Raw genomic sequence first — 20,832 nt, 5'->3', positions numbered from 1 at the left:
CCAGATAGTCAAACTGTGCTTGGTAACGACGAAATCAAGCAAGAAGCTGAATAACACTATTCACACAATTATAAACACTACAGCGTCTAGCCGTAGTCCCAGGTGACACAACAACACTCAAATTCCTGTGTGGCGTCGCTGTGACTTGCACAAAAAAAGAGGCATCTTTTGGATGCCTCTTCTGATGAACAACAATCAACTTTACCGGGCCGCCTGGATTGCGTCCCAGACCCGCAACGGCGTCGCGGGCATATCGAAAACCTCTTTAACGCCCGCTCCGTCTTTCAACGCTACCTGAATGGCATTCATGACCGCAGCCAGGCCACCGATTGTTCCGGCCTCGCCCGCACCCTTGATACCCATGGCATTCGTAGTGGATGGAACGTTGCGCGTTTCAAAGTGAATCTCCGGCAGGTCCGCCGCCCGGATCAATTGATAGTCCAGCAGTGACGCGGTCAACAATTGTCCTTCTTCGTCATAAACCGTGTGTTCGCACAAGGCTTGGCTAATGGCCGAGACCACACCGCCATGCACCTGACCCGTTAGCAGCAATGGGTTCACGGTCACACCGAAATCGTCCACGATGACGTAGTTTGCAACAGTGATGTCGCCGGTTTCCGGATCGATCTCAAGCTCACAGATATGCGTGCCATTCGGATAAGTGTTTTCTGACTGCGCAACTTCTTCTCGAGCGGACAACGTCTCACCGGCACTTGCTACGATCTCGGCAAGAGTAACCTGCTGGTCCGTCCCGACGACGCGTACCACACCGCTTTCAAGTTCAAGATCTTCAATGCCAGCCTCAAGTTTGTCGGCAGCCAGCTCCTTGACCTTTTTGACCAACGAGATACTGGCGTCGCGCACAGATGGCAATCCAATCGGAATGGATCGGGAACCACCGGTTCCACCACCCTTGCGGACACGGTCTGTATCGCCCTGAACCAGAGTGACATCCTCGATGCTGACGCCGAACTGTTCGGCAACAACCTGGCTGTACGCCGTATCGTGGCCCTGACCGTTGGTTTGCGTTCCGATGAGGAGTGTCAGGCTTCCCTTGTCATCAAGCTCAAGAGTGGCTTCTTCGCTGCCGGCAAAGGCACATGCCTCGACGTAGGAACAGATCCCGATACCACGGTATTTGCCGGATTGAGCGCTTTCTGCCTGACGAGCTTTGAAGCCCGCCCAGTCCGCCACTTCAAGTGCTTTGTCGAGGTGGCCGGCGAAGTCTCCGGTGTCATAAAGGCGCCCTGTCTGGGTCGTGTAAGGCAGTTGATCCGACCGAATGAAATTGAGCTTGCGGAATTCGATCGGGCCGAGACCTGTTTCTTCGCCGGCCTTGTCGATCAGACGCTCAAGTACATAGGCTGCTTCCGGACGCCCCGCTCCGCGATAGGCATCGGTCGGAACCGTATGCATATAGACACCATCGATTTTCGCAAAGACCGCCGGAATGTCATAAAGCCCGGATGCCATCGAGGCACCTAGATAGGGGATGAACGGACCGAACTGATTAAGGTAAGCGCCCATGGCAGCTTTCACATGCACATTGAGGCCCAGGATTCGGTTGTTTTCATCGAGTGCGAGCTCGGCATGGGTCAGATTGTCCCTGCCGTGTGCGTCGGTCACAAAATGTTCCATTCTCTCACCTGCCCAGCGCACCGGACGCTCCAGTGACCTGGCAGCAATCATCGCCAGCGGGTATTCTCGATAACAGAAGGCCTTGGTCCCGAAACCGCCGCCGACTTCCGGAGTGATTACCTGGATCTCGCTTGCCTCAAGTTCGAGCGTGCTGCAGAGAATATCGCGCACACCATGACCGCCTTGCGTCCCGAGCGTCAGCTTAAAACGTTTATCCGACGTGTTGAATTCGGCGACACAGCCGCGCAGTTCCATGTAGTTGACGACAATCCGGTTGTTGACAACTTCAATCGACACTGTCTTGTCAGCTTTGGAAAAAGCTTCTTCTGTTTTGGCCTGGTCACCATGTCCAAGTGTGAAAGAGACATTCGTTCCCAGCTCCGGCCAGACCTTCGCCGCATCCGGCTTCAAAGCGTTTTCAATGCCGATGACCACATCGAGCGGTTCATAGTCGATTTCGAGCATCTCTGCAGCGTTTTTGGCAAGGTTCAAATCGTCGGCGACGACAAACGCAATAGCATCCCCGACGAAACGAACCGTGTCTTCACACAAAAGCGGTTGAGGTGGCGCTTCGTAGTGGGTTCCATCCAGCTGCTTGATACGAGCGGCCGTCGACAAAGACTTTCCCGCAACGTCCGTGCCGGTGAGAACCATATGCACACCGTCCATCCCGCGGATGTCATCAGCGTTCTCGATCTTGATCTTGGCGTGAGCCATCGCTGAACGAACGACAACGCCATGAAGGCAGCCGTCCGGCATATAGTCGCCGGTATAGATCCCCTTGCCTGTGATCAGCGGTTCGTCTTCTTTCCGACGCAATGGAGCGCCGACACCGAATTTCGGAGTGACCATCTGGTTCATGAATTTGGACCTGTATTTTTGGGAAGAACTTCCCTGAGAATTTGCCGCGCAGCGAAGGTGGCTCTTTCCTAGAACATAGTGCCCATAAGCGGTGGATGCCAGAGGGACAGTCAGCCCGCGAGCCTTGTGTCCTTTGAATTGTGCTGCTTATTCGGTTGAATCAAACATGCTCTGAGCAACCCTTTTGGACCACTCGACTTCCGTCAGTGTGCACCAAGCTTTTGGTTTGCGTCAACAAAGCCAACGAAACTACAGTCCGCACACGTCACGCCTAAAAACAGGATCATGGGCGTTCGTTAGGATTTTTTGCGCTCCGGTCTTCAGAAAGGCTCCTGCGTGTTTCGTGCGTAAGGTTCTCGATTGCGTCGGCAAGATGAACTTCCTGGATATTGTAGTCTCCCCGTGCAACACGAAGCTTGTGAGCCTCGAGCATCACCTCACCCATTGACACCCCTGCAGGTGGTCGAAACCGATAGCTGGCCAATTCGATCAGTAACCCGAGCGGATCGCGAAAATAGATTGAATCCATGAAGCCGCGGTCTTTCGGACCGCTATGGGAAATTCCTAGCGCGTCCAACCTGCCAGCAATCTGCCGAAAGGTTGCCTGGGACACGTCAAGCGCCAGATGATGCACGCAGCCGATCGTCTGCGGTGCAGCTTCCGCATCAGGCTTTCGGTCTTCGTTGGTGAAAATGGTGATCAAGCGCCCATCACCCGGATCGAAATAGAGATGGCTCTGATTGGGGTCGTCGAGATTGGGTTGCTCAAAGACAAATGGCATCCCAAGCAATCCCTCCCAGAAGTCGATGGAGGTTTGTCTGTCCGCTCCGACAAGCGTGATGTGGTGCACGCCCTGCGTCTGAATCTTACGCAAAATATCCTCCCCTATCCATTCCGCGATGTCCCAAGATATGCTTTACCGAACCGCAAATTCAAACCTGCGCCTTTTCTTCTGCCAAAATCTGGCTAGTCTTGTTGCAAACGAAACCAATTGCCCATCCTCTTGGAGCACCCTGCTCCCTTCCTATTGCCCTTTGAGGCAGATGCGGCTCAGGACCAGGTATGAACAAGTCCCCAGAAGACCCAGCGCCCGATGAGGGTGAAGGGCAATCGCGCTCCGGCACGATGACCAGACTGACAGCCAGGCTGACCAAACTCACCGAGGGGCTGCCTTCGAACACAATCGGGGCACTTTGGATATTGTTGGCGGCTTTTTTGTTCTCCATCATGGTGACACTGATCAAATTTGTTGGTCAGGAACTCAGCGTCTTTCAGATCCTTCTGGTTCGTCAGCTTGTCATGTTGGCAATTGTCGCCCCGACGATCCTGACTGGGTTGCCGAATTCATTGGCGACGCAGCGGCCTTGGCTGCAAATCACCCGTATCGCTTTTGCCTCAACCGCAATGCTTTGCGGCTTCACCGCAATTATCGAGCTGCCCCTGGCCGACGCGACGGCGATCAGTTTCTCCAAAACGTTTTTCGTCACGATCTTCGCGATCTGGCTGCTGGGTGAAACGGTCGGACTGCATCGCTGGGGGGCAACCATTATCGGATTTCTGGGCGTTCTGCTGATGCTGCGCCCGGGAGGCGACACGCTTGTCGATCCTTACGCCGCGCTCGCAATAGCCGGCGCGGCCGGTGCCGGCATGGTGATGATCGTCGTTCGCATCCTTACCCGCACCGATGCACCGGTGACGATCCTGACTTACCAGGCGTTGGGTGTTGGAGTGATCATGAGCATACCGGCAGTGCTGACTTGGCAACCGCCGACGGCGAAGCAATGGCTTCTACTCGTCATGATCGGAGGCATCTCCTGGGCAGCCCAATTGGCCAACATCAAGGCGTTCAAGGCTGGCGAAGCAACCGCCATTGCTTCGTTGGACTACACAAGGCTGCTTTATGCCACCATTTTCGGAGCAGTTGTCTTCAGCCAATGGCCAAGCACCGAAACACTGGTTGGCGCAGGCATCATCATCGCTGCATCCATTTATACCGTCCACCGGGAGGCCCGGAGAGGCAAGAAACTCGCCCGCGCCTCGGACGGGCGCGGATATTCAAATTGAAAGCACCACTTGAACGGCAGAGCACAGTGCATTGACGTCAGGCGCTTTTTGCCTGCGCTTCAGATCGTTTCTGAGCCTCTTCCTCAACCAGTTCCTTCTTTGACAATTTGCCAACCATGGTTTTCGGCAATTCATCCCGGAACTCGAACTCCCTGGGCATTTCGATGGAAGAAAGGTGATCCTTGAGGAAGGTTTTGACGTCCTCCCCGGTCATTGAGAACCCATCCTTCAGTTTGATGAACGCTTTGGGAGACTGACCGCGATACTCATCAGGAATGGCAATTACAATGGTTTCGTCAACCGCTTCGTGCTGGTAGATCGCTTCTTCGATGACACGGGGATAGACATTGTAACCGGAACACAGGATCAGGTCCTTGATCCGGTCAACAAGATAAATGAAGCCATCCTCATCCTGATATCCGACGTCACCGGTATGCAGATACCCTTCAGGCGTAATGGCCTCGTCGGTGGCATCCTGACGCTTCCAGTACCCCTTCATCACCTGTGGTCCATGAAGGAGCAATTCGCCTTTTTCGCCTTCAGCAACCTCGCTGTGGCGATCTTCAATGCTGACAAATCTGGACGACGTACCGGGAACCAGGCGCCCGATGGAGCCCGCGCGCCTGTTCTCGTCCAGCGGATTGACAGCAGCAACAGGTGAGCTTTCCGTCAGACCATACCCTTCCACAAGGATGCAACCGGTCAGCTTTTCAAAGCTTTCCTTAACCTCGACCGGAAGCGGGGCGCCGCCGGAAAGGCACAGATTGATGCTGGAAAGGTCATAGTTTTCGGTGAGGGGCGAATTGTTGATCGCCGTATAGATCGTTGGAACACCCGGGAAAAGCGTCACTTTCTTGCGCTTGATCGCATCCAGCAAAGATTTCAGCTCAAATCTCGGCTGGAGCACCATTTCAGCACCAAGAATGATCGACAGGTTTTGGGCAACCGTCATGGCGAAGACGTGGAAGAACGGAAGAACGCAAAGCATCTTCTCTTCACCTGCCCGTGCCTTTTCAAAGACACATCGCATCTGTTCGATATTCGCAGACAGGTTCTTGTGCGTCAGCATCGCTCCCTTCGGAACGCCTGTGGTGCCTCCGGTATACTGAAGGACAGCGATGGACTCAGCCGGATCGATATCGACAGGTTTCGGCTTTTGTCCCTTTGCAAGCAGATCGTCGAAGCGGATATGAGCCGCATCATTTGGGATGTCTGCCAGTTCCTTGCGCTTGAAAAGGCTGAACAGCACCTTCTTTACGGTTGGCAGGCAGAAGGACATCGGACAAACGATAATCTTGTCGAGGATCTTTTCCTTCCGGACTTCCTCCACCTTGTCGTAGATGATTTTCAGATCCATCGTCACCATGATGCGCACATCTGCATCGCGGGCCTGGAAGGCGATTTCACGCTCCACATAGAGCGGATTGAAGTTGGCGACCGTTGCGCCGACCTTCATGATCGCAAAATAAAAAATCGTATAGAACGGCGTATTTGGAAGACACAATCCGACATGCACACCCGGACCGACGCCCATGGCCTGAAGACCCGCGGCTGTTTCGTCCACCAACTCGCCAAGCTCGGCATAGGTCCAGACCTTGCCCATGAAATCGGCGGCCGGTCGTGACCCGAACTCGGCGACAGTGCTTTCAAGATATTCGTGTACCGGACGGGGCGTAAATGCCTCGTTCCACTCCTCCGCAGTCGTCATAACGTTCTCCAACGCATTTTTGTCGCGCTGCTGCATATGCGGGCCGTTTCCCGAAACCTTCGCGAAAGCAGGGCTCTTCTGAAGATCTCTTTTCCCATTTGGCTCCGTCAGTCAGCTTAGCGCCGCCTCTAAAGGGCTCTCCTGACATGACGCAACCTTCCGTTCACGTCAACTCGCGACGTAACGACACCTTTTCATTTTTTTCGCAGGCACGAGGCATAAGTCTTAGGTAATGCGCCTCGGAAAAATGGCAATAGTAAAAGAAATTCAAAAACTTAATTCGCAGTCACCAGGCCAAGGGCCATTATCTCTTTGGCCAATTCCATTTGGGTGTTTCCACCCCGTCCACAACCGTCTCACCCAGTTCCTTGCGCAATTCATAGCGAAGACACCCTCGTTGTGATGCAAGAGCTTCAACAAGTTCAGCAGCGTGCGACACCACGATGACCTGGGTCTTTTCAGCCGCTTTGGCGACCAGCCTGCCAAGCGGTTCCAGGAGCGCCGGATGGAGACTTGTCTCCGGCTCATTCAGCACAATGAGCGGTGCCGGTCGCGGCGACAGGAGTGCCGCGGTTAACAACAGGTAGCGCAGCGTGCCATCCGACAATTCGCTCGATTTCAGCGGTCGCAACAGACCTTTTTGCTGCATAAGCAGCTCAAAGTACCCGTCATTGACGGCAACTTCGACGGAAGCTCCAGGAAACGCATCATCTATCGCATCGGCCAGTTCACGTTCATCGCCAATTTCCTGGATAGTCTGCAGGGCTGCGGCAAGATCAGATCCATCCGCACTGAGCACCGGTGTTCTGGTCCCGATCCTTGGAAACCTCGCCGGTGCTTCGCGGTCGGTGCGCAAATGATCGTAGAACCGCCAGGCCCGCATACGTTCGCGCATCACCAGCAACTCAAGTCCATCCTTGGGATCGGCTGCATGGGTCATCATGCTGTCGAACCTGGCAAGGTTCTGAAAAACCGGGATCCTTTGTCCCTGGGCATTCAAAACGCGTGCTGTCGGTCCGTTGCGCCCGGCAATTTCATTGGAACGGGATAACGCCTCACCGGCCCACAAGGCTTCTGCCTTGATTTCCGGATCCATAGAAAAGAGCGACCTGCCCGCATCGGCAGGCAATCCAAGGTCAATTGCATAGCCGTAGTCTTCATCGGCAAATCCGAGTTTCAGACTGACCACATTCTTGCGAACGGTCCCCTGAACAGGCGCTTCTCCCCGTTTCATCGCACGCGAAAATGCTTCCGGGCCTGCCCAAAGGGTCGAGTTCAAGCCACCCTCGGCAGCAAGCGATGCGATTGCCTGACCCTGGGCAACTTCGGCCAACAGCCGGATCGAACGATACAGGCTGGACTTACCGCTGCCGTTCGCGCCGGTGACCAGCGTGATCTGATCCAACGGCAGAACGATGTCCCGCAGGGAGCGATATCCGGAAACCGCGAGCGTAAGAATCATTGGCACCAAGACCCTGCCATGTGAATGTCTACCACCATAAAGTGTATTTCCGATGTGAAGACAAAATCAGAAACCTGAATCTATGTTCAATCCAAAAGAAGCTGCCGAAGACAGATATGCCCAGCATTTGGCCATCCTTTTCATTGCAGCTGCTGTCGTCCTGATTTCAATGCTCGTTCATTTCAATACCGGATTGAAATATTGGCTGCTGGGCAGCTTTGGGGAAACCGTTCCTGGCACCATCCTGAGTATCTCCGAAAATACCGGAAAATCCGAAGATTCGACGCCTCAATTGGAAAATAGTGCTGAAAATACAGAGGCGCACACCGGACCGTGGAACAGTGCAACCGTCGTCGTTGAAATTGAACTCGTAGACGCAACGACTCAGATCTTGAGCTTTACAATGAAGCCTCAGGACATTCATCGCGAGCACACTGGCGACCTGTTGGTAACCTACCTGCCAATCAACCCTAAGATTGCTTATACCTCCCGCAATATGGACAGAATTGCGATAGACGGAAAAGCTCTCCTTTGGTCACTACTTGCAGGCTTGATCATCACCTTGCTTGCAGCCCGTTCCTGGCAAAAATGGGCGCGCCTTAGAAAAGGACTTCGTGGCTATTGACTGGTTCGCGTCATTACCCCTGATCAACCAACTCGAATTTGTTCACATCGAACATCCCGAAATCGGTGATCTTTAGGTGAGGAATCACGGGTAGCGGCAGGAACGCAACTTGAAGAAACGGCTCTTCAAGTGTGCAACCGAGGTCTCTGGCCGCCGCGCGCAAATGTTCCAGGTCTTCGCGAACGGTTTCAAATGGCTCCAGGCTCATCAATCCCGCGAGCGGGAGGGCAAGTTCCGCTTTCACGCCCTGGCTATCTGCAACAGCAAATCCGCCCTTCATGGCGATCACCCTGTTGACCGCATGTGCCATCGCCTGTTCGTCAGCGCCTACGACACAGATGTTATGACTGTCGTGTCCGACAGACGAAGCAATCGCGCCCTGTTTCATCCCGAACCCGTTGACGAAGCCGAGACCGATATTGCCGGTTCCCTTGTGGCGCTCGACAACGGCGACCTTGAGCACGTCCTGGTTCAGGTCAGCAAGTGTCTTACCACCGGTCACAGGCAGTGTCCGTTTCAGGTGCTCCGTGATGATCTTTCCGGGCACCACGCCAATGACGTCAGCTTCGCTGTTACGGGCGGGGATGTCGAATTTCGCTGCCTCGACCGATGAAACCTTGACACTGTCCAGACCGACCGGCGGCACGATGGTCCGCCTCTCGAAAGTGTCTTTGCCGATAACAACACCACCGCTGATGACCTGCGCCACCCGGCAGTCTTCAAAGTCGCTCAAGAGTGCAATGTCGGCCCGCTTTCCAGGTGCAATTGCCCCCCGGTCCCTGAGGCCAAAGGCATTGGCGGCTGACCAGCTGGCTGCCCGGTATACATCCACCGGCCGGATACCTTTCGCGATCAATCTCCGGATCATGCTATCCAGATGACCCTCTTCGGCGATATCCAATGGGTTTCGATCATCGGTACAAAGCGCGACAAAGGCGGAAACGTCTGAACTCAGGATGGGAGCAAGCGCTTCCAGATCCTTGGAAACTGAGCCTTCCCGGATCAGTATCGTCATACCCTTGGCCAACTTCTCAAGTGCTTCTTCAGCTGTTGTTGCCTCATGATCCGTTCGAATGCCGGCTGCCAGATATCCATTCAGAGCGTTGCCGACGACCAAAGGCGCATGGCCATCTATATGTCCATCCTGAAACGCCGCAAGTTTTGCCAGGACGTTGGGGTCTCTGCCCAGCACGCCCGGAAAGTTCATGAATTCAGCGAGGCCGATGACGCTCGGATGGTCTTTAAACGGCAGCAGGTCTTCGATTTCCAGCTTTGCACCCGCAGTTTCGAACGCGGTTGCCGGGACACAGGAAGACAGGTTGACCTTGAGATCCATAACGGTCTGCAGGGAACTGTCCAGGAAGTACCGAATGCCCTCAATACCCAGCACATTCGCAATCTCATGCGGATCACAGATGGCCGTCGTGACACCGTGCGGCAACACGCACCGGTCGAATTCAAATGGCGTGACCAATGAACTTTCGACATGAAGATGAGTGTCGATGAAACCGGGCACCGCGGTCAGCCCCTGCCCATCCACCGCCGCCTTGCCGGAGTAGCTCCCGTGCGTGCCGACAATACGGTCGCCGACAATCGCGATATCGGACTTCACGCTGCTGCCATCGATGACACTGAAAAGAGCGCAGTCCTTCACGACCAGATCAGCTGGCTCGTCTCCAGCGCCTGCTGCAATTGCACGCGCAAGGAAGGCTTCATCGTGGGCTACCGGCATGGGTCTCTACTCCGATTCTTATTGTTTTCCGACAATACGCAACTTGCAGGACGCGACAATGACTTCGTTTTTTCCCCGCTTCAGAAATCAGCAGAGTCCGCATTAAAATCAGGAAATAACTTAACCGGAGAGAGGGAGCAGCCAGAAAGTACCCTTAAGGCACCTGGCTCAACCTTTCCTTTAGGTGAACATTCTTCATGCGTGACAGTCAGTTACCGCATCACAACACAAAACCCATGCGTTGCAGCAGCGAATTCCAATTGACAGGACGGTTGATCAGGCAAATAATTTCATCAAAATAAATTATTATGAACCGCCCGCAGAAGGTGGCCTCTGGAGGAGCAAGGAAGGTGGTGGACACTCGCAAAAGTGGCCGTGGTTCCAATTCCGCACAATTGCGCAGATACAACGAACGTATCGTGTTGCAGATCCTGCGTCGTGCCGAAGAAGCTTCGAAAGCCGAGCTTGCCAGAGCCGTTCAGCTCACCAACGCCGCCATAGGCGCCATCATCCAGAACCTCATCGAAGAAGGCTTGATCATCGAAGCCGGCAAACGCCATGACGGCAGCCGAGGACAGCCGGCCACCATCTTGCGGCTAGCTTCCGGCGGAGCGTATTCCTTCGGTGTCAGGTTGGACCGAACGAACATGGAAACCGTTTTGATGGATTTCGCCGGCGAAATCATCGATCGCCGGGTTCACGACAGGATCCTGCCAGCCCCTGAGGTCGCCGTCCAGATCCTGACCGAAGACCTGAAAAACCTGAAAGCGCAACTGAGTGAAGAAGAGCAAGCTCGCATCACGGGAATTGGATTGGCGCAGCCTTTCAACCTTGGTGCCTGGCTCCATGAGCTTGGACTTCCGGAAGCCGACTTCAAGAAATGGGACGCATTCGATCTGGCCGAAGCACTTGAAGAAGTCTCGAATATGCCCGTTTTCAGCGAAAACGATGGCACCGCTGCTGCGGTTGCGGAACTCTTTTACGGTGTCGGTCGTCAGAACGACGATTTTCTCTACATGTTCTTGGGTCCGGCAATCGGTGGCGGGTTGATCCTGAAAGGCGACGTTGTCCGCGGAGTGTCAGGCAATGCCGGGGACGTTGCCATGATGCCGGTTCCACCGAGCACACTCGATACAGCACCAAAATCGCGGACAGAATGGGACCTCTTGCTGACCCGGGCGTCGCTTGTCGCTTTTGCTCGCCACATGTCTCCAAGTGACTTTGCCAGCCTGAACAGATCGGATCTGCAGGCAGCAGTGGCCGACAATGACATCAAGTTCCAGGAATGGATGGCAGATTGCGCCTCCGCACTCGCACTGGCTCTGCGTTCAGCCTATGCCCTTGTCGATGCGCCACTGGTGGTAATCGACGGTGATCTGGGTGGAGCGTTCCCCGAAATGTTCCAGGAGGCACTGCAAAAGGCCGTCGAAGACGCAGCCCCGGAAAAACGGCAGTCGCCGCAGATTTTGATCGGCAGTTTCAGGCATGACGCAGGCGCCATCGGCGCTGCCAGTCTGCCGCAATTCTTCAATTTCTCGCCAAGGGCAACGATCCTGACAGGCGGGAAAGACACCGGACCCGCTGGAAGTGGCAGCTCGGAAGATAGAGCCAGTTTTCCGGCAAGGGCAGCACGGTTGGGGTCACATCTGGCCACACCCAATCGTCCGACATGAAATAGGCCAGGGAGGAAAACCAAATGATCCGCAAACTACTTGCTACAGGTTCCGTTCTCGCCGCCATGGCTGCCACACCGGCAGTCGCAGCAGACATTTCCGCTTGCCTGATCACGAAGACGGACACAAACCCGTTTTTCGTGAAGATGAAGGAAGGTGCGACTGCCAAGGCGGAGGAACTTGGCATTGAACTCAAATCCTTTGCCGGCAAGGTCGACGGCGACCATGAGACCCAGGTTGCCGCCATTGAAACCTGCATTGCAGATGGCGCAAAAGGCATTCTTTTGACTGCATCAGACACGTCTTCCATCGTGCCTGCTGTCCAGCAGGCTCGTGACAACGGTCTTTTGGTGATTGCCCTCGACACGCCCCTGTCTCCGATTGATGCAGCTGACGCAACCTTTGCGACCGACAATTTCCTTGCTGGTGAGCTGATCGGAAAATGGGCCGCAGCCGCTTTGGGCGACGATGCAGCCAATGCCAAGATCGGCATGCTGGATCTTGCCATCAGCCAGCCGACCGTGGGCGTGCTGCGCGATCAGGGTTTCCTGCAGGGCTTTGGCATCGATCTTGGCGATCCGAACAAGTGGGGCGACGAGACCGACCCGCGCATTGTTGGCAATGATGTAACCGCGGGCAACGAGGAAGGCGGTCGCAAGGCCATGGAAAACCTTCTGGCGAAGGACCCCATGATCAACGTCGTTTACACAATCAACGAGCCTGCAGCCGCTGGTGCCTATGAAGCCCTGAAGTCTATCGGGCGCGAAAATGACGTCTTGATCGTTTCCGTCGATGGCGGGTGCCCAGGCGTTCAGAACGTCAAGGACGGCGTGATCGGCGCGACATCCCAACAATACCCGCTGCTGATGGCATCGCTCGGCATTGAGGCGATCAAGACCTGGGCCGACAGCGGAGCGAAGCCTGAGCCGACCCCTGGCAAGGACTTCTTTGATACCGGCGTTGCCCTTGTCACAGACAAACCGGCAGACGGTGTTGAATCAATCGACACGACCAAGGGTACCGAGCTCTGCTGGGGTTAAGGTCTCAAGACACGACTACGGAAGGGGCATGGGCAGCCTTGCCCCTTCTTTTTTGTGACAGAGGAACAAACGGGCATGACCTCAGACACTGAGACTGACGACAAGAAAGCGGACAATTTCGAAGCCGCCGCCGCGTCCAGTCCGCAAGCCGTCGCTTCATTCGACGATCAACATCGCGGATTTGGACACAAGATCCAGCACACGCTTCATCAGACCCCCGCGCTGGTTCCGCTTATTGTGCTGGTGCTTTCCATCATCGTGTTTGGGCTCCTGCTGGGCTCGAAATTCTTCTCGCCATTCGCCCTGACACTGATCTTGCAGCAAGTTCAGATCGTCGGCATCGTGGCTGCGGCGCAGAGCATCGTGATCCTGACCGCCGGCATAGATCTTTCCGTCGGCGCAATCATGGTGTTGTCGTCGGTTGTCATGGGGCAATTCACTTTCCGCTACGGACTGCCTGTGGAAGTCGCCGTTGTTTGCGGTCTCATCTGCGGTACGCTTTGCGGTTACATCAACGGCTTTCTGGTCGCTGTCGTGAAACTGCCGCCATTCATCGTGACGCTCGGCATGTGGCAGATCGTTCTTGCCACCAACTTCCTCTATTCCGCGAACGAGACCATTCGGTCACAGGAAATTGCAAAGGCCGCACCCCTGCTTCAGATCTTTGGAAGCAAGGTGAATATCGGCGGGGCAATCTTCACTTATGGCGTTATCTTCATGGTGCTGCTCGTTGTCGTACTCGCTTACGTTTTGCGACAAACCGCATGGGGACGGCATGTCTATGCGGTCGGAGATGATCCTGAAGCCGCCCAGCTTTCCGGCGTGCAGGTCAAGAAGGTCCTGATTTCGGTCTACATGCTTTCCGGACTTATCTGCGCCTTTGCAGGCTGGGCCATGATCGGCCGGATCGGCTCTGTCTCACCGACCACAGGTCAGCTTGCCAACATCGAATCCATCACGGCTGTCGTCATTGGCGGCATCTCTCTTTTTGGCGGACGCGGTTCAATCGTCGGCACGCTCTTTGGGGCTCTTATCGTCGGGGTCTTTACCCTGGGGCTGCGCCTGTTGGGCGCGGACGCACAATGGACTTACCTGCTCATCGGCCTGCTCATTATTGCCGCGGTCGCGGTTGATCAGTGGATCAGAAAGGTGTCGGTCTGATGGAACCCGTTCTTCAAGCACGCAATCTGGTCAAACGCTATGGCCGTGTGGTGGCCATGGACCATGCCGATTTCGAACTCTACCCTGGCGAAATTCTGGCCGTCATCGGTGACAACGGCGCTGGCAAGTCCACCTTGATCAAAGCTCTCAGTGGGGCGGTGTTTCCCGATGAAGGCGACGTGCTGCTGGACGGCAAAACCGTTCAGTTTAACTCACCGATCGACGCCCGAGAGGCTGGTATTGAGACCGTCTATCAGACGCTCGCCATGTCGCCCGCTCTGTCGATTACCGACAATATGTTCATGGGACGCGAACTCAGGAAACCCGGATTTCGCGGCAAGTGGCTCCGTCAGCTCGACCGGGCCCGTATGGAGGAAATTGCCCGGGACAAGTTGAACGAGCTGGGTCTCTTGACGATCCAGAACATCAATCAGGCTGTGGAGACCTTGTCCGGTGGACAGCGCCAGGGTGTTGCGGTTGCCCGTGCAGCTGCTTTCGGCTCGAAAGTGGTGATTATGGATGAACCGACAGCGGCCCTCGGCGTCAAGGAAAGCCGGCGTGTTCTGGACCTGATCAAGGACGTGAAGGCGCGCGGTCTGCCTATTGTCCTGATCAGCCACAACATGCCGCACGTTTTCGAGGTTGCCGACCGGATCCACATTCACCGGCTCGGACGACGCGCCTGTGTGATCAAACCGTCTGATTTTTCCATGTCGGATGCCGTTGCCATCATGACCGGCGCGATGGATCCACCTGAAAACCTGGCCGCCTGAACGGCCTCTTGAAGCTTCAACTGGGCCCTCTCGGCAACGCCGGGCCGGTCCGGTTGGAAAACAATGAATGATATGGACAGCGAATGTTTCTGATTTGTGGCGAAGCCCTCTTTGACCTCTTCGGCGAGGCATCCAACGACGACAGCATCGGTTTCGACGCCCGCATTGGCGGATCCCCTTTCAATGTGGCCATGGGCCTGGCGCGCCTAGGTGAGGAATCCGCCTTCTTCGGCGGGATTTCAAAGGATGCACTTGGGGAAAGACTGGTTCAAAAGTTCCGGACCGAGGGTGTTTCGGATCGTTACATCCTCAGAACGGACTACCTGACAACATTGAGTCTGGTCCAAAAGGACGAACATGGTTCTCCGGCATATACGTTCTACGGCTCCAATGCCGCGGATCGCATGGTCACGAAAGCCGACCTGCCTGCCTTCGACACGCCACCGCTTTTCCTGCACATCGGCTCCTACACCGCGCTCGTTGAACCAATAGCAGGTGCGCTTAAGGCATTGATCGAACGCGAGCGGGACCGGACGCTTGTCTCCTTCGACCCGAATATCCGCCCAACCGTCGTCGCCGACATGGCGCTCTGGCGAAAAAACACAGAAGCGCTCATACCGTTGACGGATGTTGTTAAAGTCAGTGACGAGGATCTTGCGCTGATCACACCAGACACCAGCATTGAGGACATAGCTCGCAGTTGGTTACGATCTGGCGCTGCGCTCGTCATTGTCACGAAAGGCGGAGAAGGTGCTTCGGTCTTTGCACCCGGCATCGAACTTACCGTGCCCGGCATCAAGGTTGCTGTGGAAGACACGGTCGGCGCCGGAGACACTTTCCAGGCAGCGCTTCTGGCAGGTTTGAAGGAACTCGGCGCGACAAACCGTTCCGCTCTTGCCGCACTGGATGAAGGCCAGCTAAAAAGACTTGTCGAGTTTGCGGTCCAGGCAGCGGCCGTTACCTGCGCGCGGCGCGGTGCGAACCTGCCGAGAAAGGCCGAGCTGGAAAAAGAATGGGCAGCGCTCAAATGAGGGGCTGACAAGTTAATTAAATCGATTTAAAAGACACCCGAAATCGGCCGGAGAACCCGTTACCTGTTAATCGGTCGACCGTTTAGAAGGGATTTGTCCATGGCGGTACGCGTCATTGAAGTTGAAGATTTCGATCTGGTCGTGTTTGGCGCATCCGGTGATCTCGCACACCGCAAATTGTTGCCGGCTCTTTATCATCGCGATGCTGACGGCCAGATGCCGGAAAAAGCGCGCATCATCTGCAGTGCTCGCCGCGACTACACACACGACGACTTCCGTGACTATGCCGAAAAAGCACTCAAGGAACACGTCAAAGACCTGGACGACGAACATCTCAAGCAGTTCCTGGCGCGTCTCTATTATGTGAAGATCGACATTGCGACCGCCAAGGGCTTTGAAGATCTCAAGACCATTCTCGAAGAACGCCCTGAAGTGATCCGAGCCTTTTATCTCGCGGTCGGCCCCGATCTCTTCGGCACAATTTCAGAGAACCTCGGGCGGATTGGCGTCGTCAACAGCAACTCACGCGTGGTCATGGAAAAGCCCATCGGCAAGGACGGCACTTCGGCAAAAGCGCTCAACGACACTGTCGGCGCTGTCTTCGCCGAAGACCAGATCTTCCGGATCGATCACTATCTCGGCAAGGAAACAGTTCAAAACCTGATGGCGCTGCGCTTTGCCAACGCCCTGTTCGAACCGCTCTGGAACGCCGCTCATATCGACCACGTCCAGATCACGGTTGCAGAGTCCCTAGGAACCGGCGGACGTGCCGGCTACTACGATACGGCCGGCGCATTGCGGGATATGGTCCAGAACCACATCCTTCAATTGCTCTGTCTGGTGGCGATGGAGCCGCCTGAATCCATGAACGCGGACAGCGTGCGTGACGAGAAACTGAAGGTTCTGAAAGCGCTTTCCCCAATCGACGCGCAAAGCGCCGATAGACTGACAGTCCGCGGACAGTACCGCGCAGGCGCCTCCGCAGGAGGTGCAGTTCCCGGATATCTGGAAGAACTCGGAAACAACGAAAGCCGCACGGAAACCTTTGTTGCGCTGAAGGCGGAAATCGCCAACTGGCGGTGGGCCGGCGTTCCCTTCTATTTGCGCACAGGCAAGAGGCTGGCTCAGCGCGTGTCTGAAATTGTCGTGCAGTTTCAGCCGATCCCGCATTCCATCTTTGACGTGGAAGCTGGAACCATCACGGCCAACCGGCTGATCATTCGTCTGCAGCCGGATGAAGGCGTGCAGATGCAGGTGATGATCAAGGACCCTGGCCCGGGTGGAATGCGCCTGCGTCAGGTCCCGCTCGACATGAGCTTTGCCGAAGCCTTCAAGGTGCGCAATCCAGACGCCTATGAACGTTTGATCATGGATGTGATCCGGGGCAACCAGACGCTCTTCATGCGCCGCGACGAAGTCGACGCCGCTTGGGCCTGGATCGACCCGATCCTGGCGGCCTGGGCGGCCTCCAAGGAAGCTCCAAAGGGCTATACGGCCGGGACCTGGGGCCCATCAGCCTCCATCGCGCTGGTGGAACGCGACGGCCGCACATGGTCGGAAGACGACAGCGAATAATACGGACATGCGCAGGCCAACCGCCTGCCGAGACGCCGTCCGAGATACCGCGAATTGCGAGGATTGCCAGAGACAATCCTCCTCACTCGCTGGAAAGAGAACAGCCAGGCCGCAAGTCGGCTAGCAAAGGATCAAAGCAATGACCATCCAGGACCGCATCGGCGCCGTCACCGAACGGATCGTCAAACGCAGCCATGACAGCCGTTCAAGATATCTGGAGCGGATCGGCAAGGCAGCCGACCAGGGCCCGCAACGTTCCCGCCTGTCCTGTGGCAACCTCGCGCACGGTTTCGCTGCGTGCGGTCTGACAGACAAGAAAGCGCTGTCCGGCGACATTGTACCAAATCTCGGGATCATCACGTCCTACAACGACATGCTTTCGGCACACCAGCCTTATGAGACCTATCCTGCACTGATACGTGACGCTGCACGGGAAGCTGGCGCAGTCGCTCAGGTCGCAGGTGGTGTTCCTGCCATGTGCGACGGTGTCACCCAGGGACAGGAAGGCATGGAATTGTCGCTGTTCTCACGCGACGTAATCGCCATGGGCGCTGCCGTTGGCCTGTCGCACCAGATGTTCGACGCGGCGGTTTTTCTGGGGATCTGTGACAAGATCGTCCCCGGTCTGGCAATCGCGGCCTTGTCGTTCGGCCACCTGCCAACCGTCTTCATTCCGGCAGGACCCATGACCACGGGCATCTCCAATGATGACAAGGCCAAAGTCAGACAGCTTTACGCTGAAGGCAAGGTTGGCCGGGATGCGCTTTTGGAAAGCGAGTCCAAAGCCTATCACTCACCGGGAACCTGCACCTTTTACGGCACGGCCAATTCAAACCAGATGCTGATGGAGATCATGGGTCTGCATATGCCAGGGGCTTCCTTCGTCAATCCGGGCACGCCGCTGCGGGACGCGCTGACAAAGGAAGCGGCAAAACGCGCTCTTGCCATCTCGGCGCTTGGCAACGAGTTCACGCCGGTTGGTGAGGTCATCGACGAAAAGGCAATCGTCAATGGCGTTGTCGGCTTGCACGCTACTGGCGGCTCCACAAACCACACCATGCATCTGGTTGCTATCGCAGCGACAGCGGGCATCCGCCTGACATGGGACGACATTTCAGACCTCTCCGATGTGGTTCCGCTGCTGGCGCGCGTTTATCCGAACGGCAAGGCAGATGTGAACCATTTTCAGGCAGCTGGCGGCCTCGCCTTCCTGATCCGCGAATTGCTTGGAGATGGCTATCTGCATCAGGATGTGAAGACCGTCTATGGCACAGACCTTTCCGGCTACACTGTTGAGGCCAAGCTCGACGGCGAAGGCAATCTGCAACGCGAAGCTGCGCCCGAAACATCCGGCGATGAAACCGTTCTGGCACCGGTTTCCAAAGCCTTCCAGCCAACGGGCGGGCTGAAAATGCTCACCGGGAATATGGGCAAGGCTGTCATCAAGATTTCCGCGGTGGCCAAGGAACGGCACATCATTGAAGCCCCTGCCCGTGTCTTTCACGACCAGAACGATTTCCTGACTGCCTTCAACAACAAGGAGCTGACCGGCGATGTCGCGGCAGTTGTCCGGTTTCAGGGACCCAAGGCAATCGGCATGCCGGAGCTTCACAAGTTGACCCCCTGCCTCGGCATTCTGCAGGACAGAGGCCATAAGGTAGCGCTGATTACCGATGGTCGTATGTCAGGCGCGTCCGGCAAGGTACCGGCCGCAATTCACGTGACACCTGAAGCTGCCGCCGGAGGCCCAATAGCGAAAGTTCGCGACGGCGATATGATCCGCATCAATGCGATCAGCGGCGAATTGACTGTTCTGGTGGATGAGGCAGAGTTCAATGCGCGCCCACTTGCAACAGCCGATCTGAGCGAACACCAGGACGGTGTCGGCCGCGACCTCTTCTCGGTCTTTCGCAATGCCGTCGGCACAGCCGATACCGGCGCCCATGTCTTTGGCGCTTGAGGAAAAATCGATACGAAAGCCGGTTTTGACAAAATGGCTCGCCGGCCGGACCGCAGCGAAAAATAGGGACACAATCGGTTCCTCAGAACCGATGCAAAAACGCCCAAAGGTGTGGCCCAGTTCGCTGCGTTCGACAAAGAGACCAGATAGAGACTTTGGAGGCGATATGGCCCAGGACATTGAAAAAATCGAACGTGTAATGTGCGCTGCTCCGGTGATCCCGGTTCTGGTCGTTGAAGATCCGAAAAAGGCCGTACCAATGGCCACGGCCCTCGTCCGAGGCGGCTTGCCAGCCATCGAGATCACTCTCCGCACGCCCCATGCTCTGGAAGCTATCGACGCCGTAAACGAACACGTGGAAGGCGCGATTGTCGGAGCCGGAACTGTTCTGAACGACAGGCAATATGATGCTGCCGTTTCGGCCGGCGCACGTTTTATCGTGTCACCGGGCGCTACCGATGCACTGCTGGATGCAGCTGATCAGCACAGCGTGCCTCTCCTGCCGGGTGCAGCCACTGCATCCGAAGTGATGATGCTCCTGGAGCGCGGCTATGAGCGTCTTAAGTTTTTTCCCGCCGAACAGGCAGGCGGCGCTTCTTATCTGAAATCGCTGTCCTCGCCGCTCGCAGCAGCCAAGTTCTGCCCGACGGGAGGCGTCAGTCTCGACAAGGCACCGGACTATTTGAAACTGCCGAACGTTCTGTGCGTTGGTGGATCCTGGATTGCTGACGCCAAGGCAATCGCCTCGGAAGACTGGTCGGGCATTGAGGAACGCGCGCGTGCCGCCGCTGGTCTGAACGACTAGAAATCCGATGAATAGTCTGGGCTTCGCTTATGGGAAGCTCAGAATTCGGTTGCCGTTTGCATGGGATCGTCTTCCGAAGACATGTCGGCATCATCGGATGCGCCACCTGCCGTGCGGTCGTCTTGTTCAAGCGTTCTGTTCCACAACAAGCGCATTCCGGCAGAGGACTCGTTTCGCCATGCAAATTCGGCAACCACCGGTCGGTCGAACTTATTCATCGTCAGCAGGACTTCCTCAGGCAGTGCAGTCAGGCCTTTGGCCTTGACACGGCACCCGTTCTTGCCGGCATCGACAATGGTTCCCTCGATCTCGGTGATGCCGTCCAGGTCAGCAATCTTGACCGGGATCTTGACGTCGTTGCGCTTTTCACGGCGCTTGTCGGCACCCAGTTTCTCCTGCTTGGCGAAAACGACAGCAGCATCGTTACCCTTGACGGACGTCACGTGCGCCTTGAGCAGCTTGCCAGCATCCTTGGCCCGAATGCCGATGTTCTTGTAGAGTTCCTGAACATCCACAGACGTCAGGCGGCACCCCCATTCGTTGACATTTGAGACGACGGCGTTCACCACTGAAAGATTGTCGAAGTCAACGACGAGCACTTCCTCCTCGGCATCCGGCTGATCCTTGAGGTGAAACAGAGTATTCTCGCTGCTTTCCGTCGTCATGCCACAAACCTTGCTCCGGCCCGTTGCCAAACATTGAGAAGCGGGTCTCGCCCGGCAAG

Annotated in this window: 16 protein-coding genes; 10 read left to right on the top strand and 6 right to left on the bottom strand. The window is 55.9% G+C overall.

Annotated features, from left to right (window positions below):
• Window positions 1–201 precede the first annotated feature (201 nt).
• Window positions 202–2,499, bottom strand: coding sequence for a xanthine dehydrogenase family protein molybdopterin-binding subunit (locus FIV00_RS11780; RefSeq protein ID WP_152500927.1), 2,298 nt, complete (start codon window positions 2,497–2,499; stop codon window positions 202–204).
• Between the two features lie 283 nt (window positions 2,500–2,782).
• On the bottom strand, window positions 2,783–3,373 hold the full coding sequence (locus tag FIV00_RS11775) for a VOC family protein (protein WP_152500926.1): 591 nt from the start codon (window positions 3,371–3,373) through the stop codon (window positions 2,783–2,785).
• Between the two features lie 188 nt (window positions 3,374–3,561).
• Between FIV00_RS11775 and FIV00_RS11770 the strand changes: the two genes are divergently transcribed.
• On the top strand, window positions 3,562–4,563 hold the full coding sequence (locus FIV00_RS11770) for a DMT family transporter (protein WP_209006894.1): 1,002 nt from the start codon (window positions 3,562–3,564) through the stop codon (window positions 4,561–4,563).
• Window positions 4,564–4,600: 37 nt separating this feature from the next.
• On the opposite strand, the gene FIV00_RS11765 is transcribed toward FIV00_RS11770, so the two are convergent.
• Window positions 4,601–6,271 (bottom strand): long-chain fatty acid--CoA ligase, encoded by a 1,671-nt coding sequence (locus FIV00_RS11765; protein ID WP_152500925.1) that lies wholly within the window; start codon window positions 6,269–6,271, stop codon window positions 4,601–4,603.
• 304 nt (window positions 6,272–6,575) lie between these two features.
• A complete protein-coding gene (locus FIV00_RS11760) occupies window positions 6,576–7,733 on the bottom strand; it encodes an AAA family ATPase (RefSeq protein ID WP_152504227.1) in 1,158 nt (385 codons plus the stop codon).
• Window positions 7,734–7,815: 82 nt separating this feature from the next.
• On the opposite strand from FIV00_RS11760, the gene FIV00_RS11755 reads away from it, so the two are divergent.
• Window positions 7,816–8,358 carry a hypothetical protein gene (locus FIV00_RS11755; protein WP_152500924.1) on the top strand — a complete coding sequence of 181 codons (543 nt, stop codon included), beginning with the start codon at window positions 7,816–7,818 and terminating at the stop codon, window positions 8,356–8,358.
• A 13-nt stretch (window positions 8,359–8,371) separates the two neighbouring features.
• Here FIV00_RS11755 and ade read toward each other — a convergent pair whose 3' ends face one another.
• On the bottom strand, window positions 8,372–10,090 hold the full coding sequence (ade, locus tag FIV00_RS11750) for an adenine deaminase (RefSeq protein ID WP_152500923.1): 1,719 nt from the start codon (window positions 10,088–10,090) through the stop codon (window positions 8,372–8,374).
• Between the two features lie 353 nt (window positions 10,091–10,443).
• Between ade and FIV00_RS11745 the strand changes: the two genes are divergently transcribed.
• The 8 genes from FIV00_RS11745 to eda all read left to right on the top strand — a co-directional run bounded on the left by FIV00_RS11745 (window position 10,444) and on the right by eda (window position 20,108).
• On the top strand, window positions 10,444–11,763 hold the full coding sequence (locus FIV00_RS11745; RefSeq protein WP_209006893.1) for an ROK family transcriptional regulator: 1,320 nt from the start codon (window positions 10,444–10,446) through the stop codon (window positions 11,761–11,763).
• 23 nt (window positions 11,764–11,786) lie between these two features.
• Window positions 11,787–12,803 carry a sugar ABC transporter substrate-binding protein gene (locus FIV00_RS11740; protein WP_152500921.1) on the top strand — a complete coding sequence of 339 codons (1,017 nt, stop codon included), beginning with the start codon at window positions 11,787–11,789 and terminating at the stop codon, window positions 12,801–12,803.
• 75 nt (window positions 12,804–12,878) lie between these two features.
• Complete coding sequence (locus FIV00_RS11735) at window positions 12,879–13,964, top strand: ABC transporter permease (RefSeq protein WP_152500920.1); 1,086 nt, start codon at window positions 12,879–12,881, stop codon at window positions 13,962–13,964.
• Window positions 13,964–14,737: an ATP-binding cassette domain-containing protein gene (locus tag FIV00_RS11730; protein ID WP_152500919.1), complete on the top strand. Its 774-nt coding sequence runs from the start codon at window positions 13,964–13,966 to the stop codon at window positions 14,735–14,737. The genes FIV00_RS11735 and FIV00_RS11730 overlap by 1 nt, the downstream gene beginning before the upstream one ends.
• A gap of 83 nt (window positions 14,738–14,820) precedes the next feature.
• Window positions 14,821–15,768: a carbohydrate kinase gene (locus FIV00_RS11725; protein WP_152500918.1), complete on the top strand. Its 948-nt coding sequence runs from the start codon at window positions 14,821–14,823 to the stop codon at window positions 15,766–15,768.
• 99 nt (window positions 15,769–15,867) lie between these two features.
• On the top strand, window positions 15,868–17,343 hold the full coding sequence (gene zwf / locus FIV00_RS11720) for a glucose-6-phosphate dehydrogenase (RefSeq protein ID WP_152500917.1): 1,476 nt from the start codon (window positions 15,868–15,870) through the stop codon (window positions 17,341–17,343).
• Window positions 17,344–17,482: 139 nt separating this feature from the next.
• Entirely contained in the window at window positions 17,483–19,303 is a 1,821-nt protein-coding gene (gene edd, locus FIV00_RS11715) for a phosphogluconate dehydratase (protein WP_152500916.1), read from the top strand.
• Between the two features lie 166 nt (window positions 19,304–19,469).
• Window positions 19,470–20,108 carry a bifunctional 4-hydroxy-2-oxoglutarate aldolase/2-dehydro-3-deoxy-phosphogluconate aldolase gene (gene eda, locus FIV00_RS11710; RefSeq protein ID WP_152500915.1) on the top strand — a complete coding sequence of 213 codons (639 nt, stop codon included), beginning with the start codon at window positions 19,470–19,472 and terminating at the stop codon, window positions 20,106–20,108.
• A 38-nt stretch (window positions 20,109–20,146) separates the two neighbouring features.
• Here the strand turns inward: eda and FIV00_RS11705 are convergent, their stop codons facing one another.
• On the bottom strand, window positions 20,147–20,773 hold the full coding sequence (locus tag FIV00_RS11705) for a PilZ domain-containing protein (RefSeq protein WP_209006892.1): 627 nt from the start codon (window positions 20,771–20,773) through the stop codon (window positions 20,147–20,149).
• Window positions 20,774–20,832 lie beyond the last annotated feature (59 nt).

This window comes from Labrenzia sp. THAF82 (genome assembly GCF_009363435.1).
GTDB classification, from domain to species: domain Bacteria; phylum Pseudomonadota; class Alphaproteobacteria; order Rhizobiales; family Stappiaceae; genus Roseibium; species Roseibium porphyridii.
The sequence above is the reverse complement of the archived record's forward strand: the minus strand, read 5'-3'. Positions and strand labels throughout refer to the sequence as shown.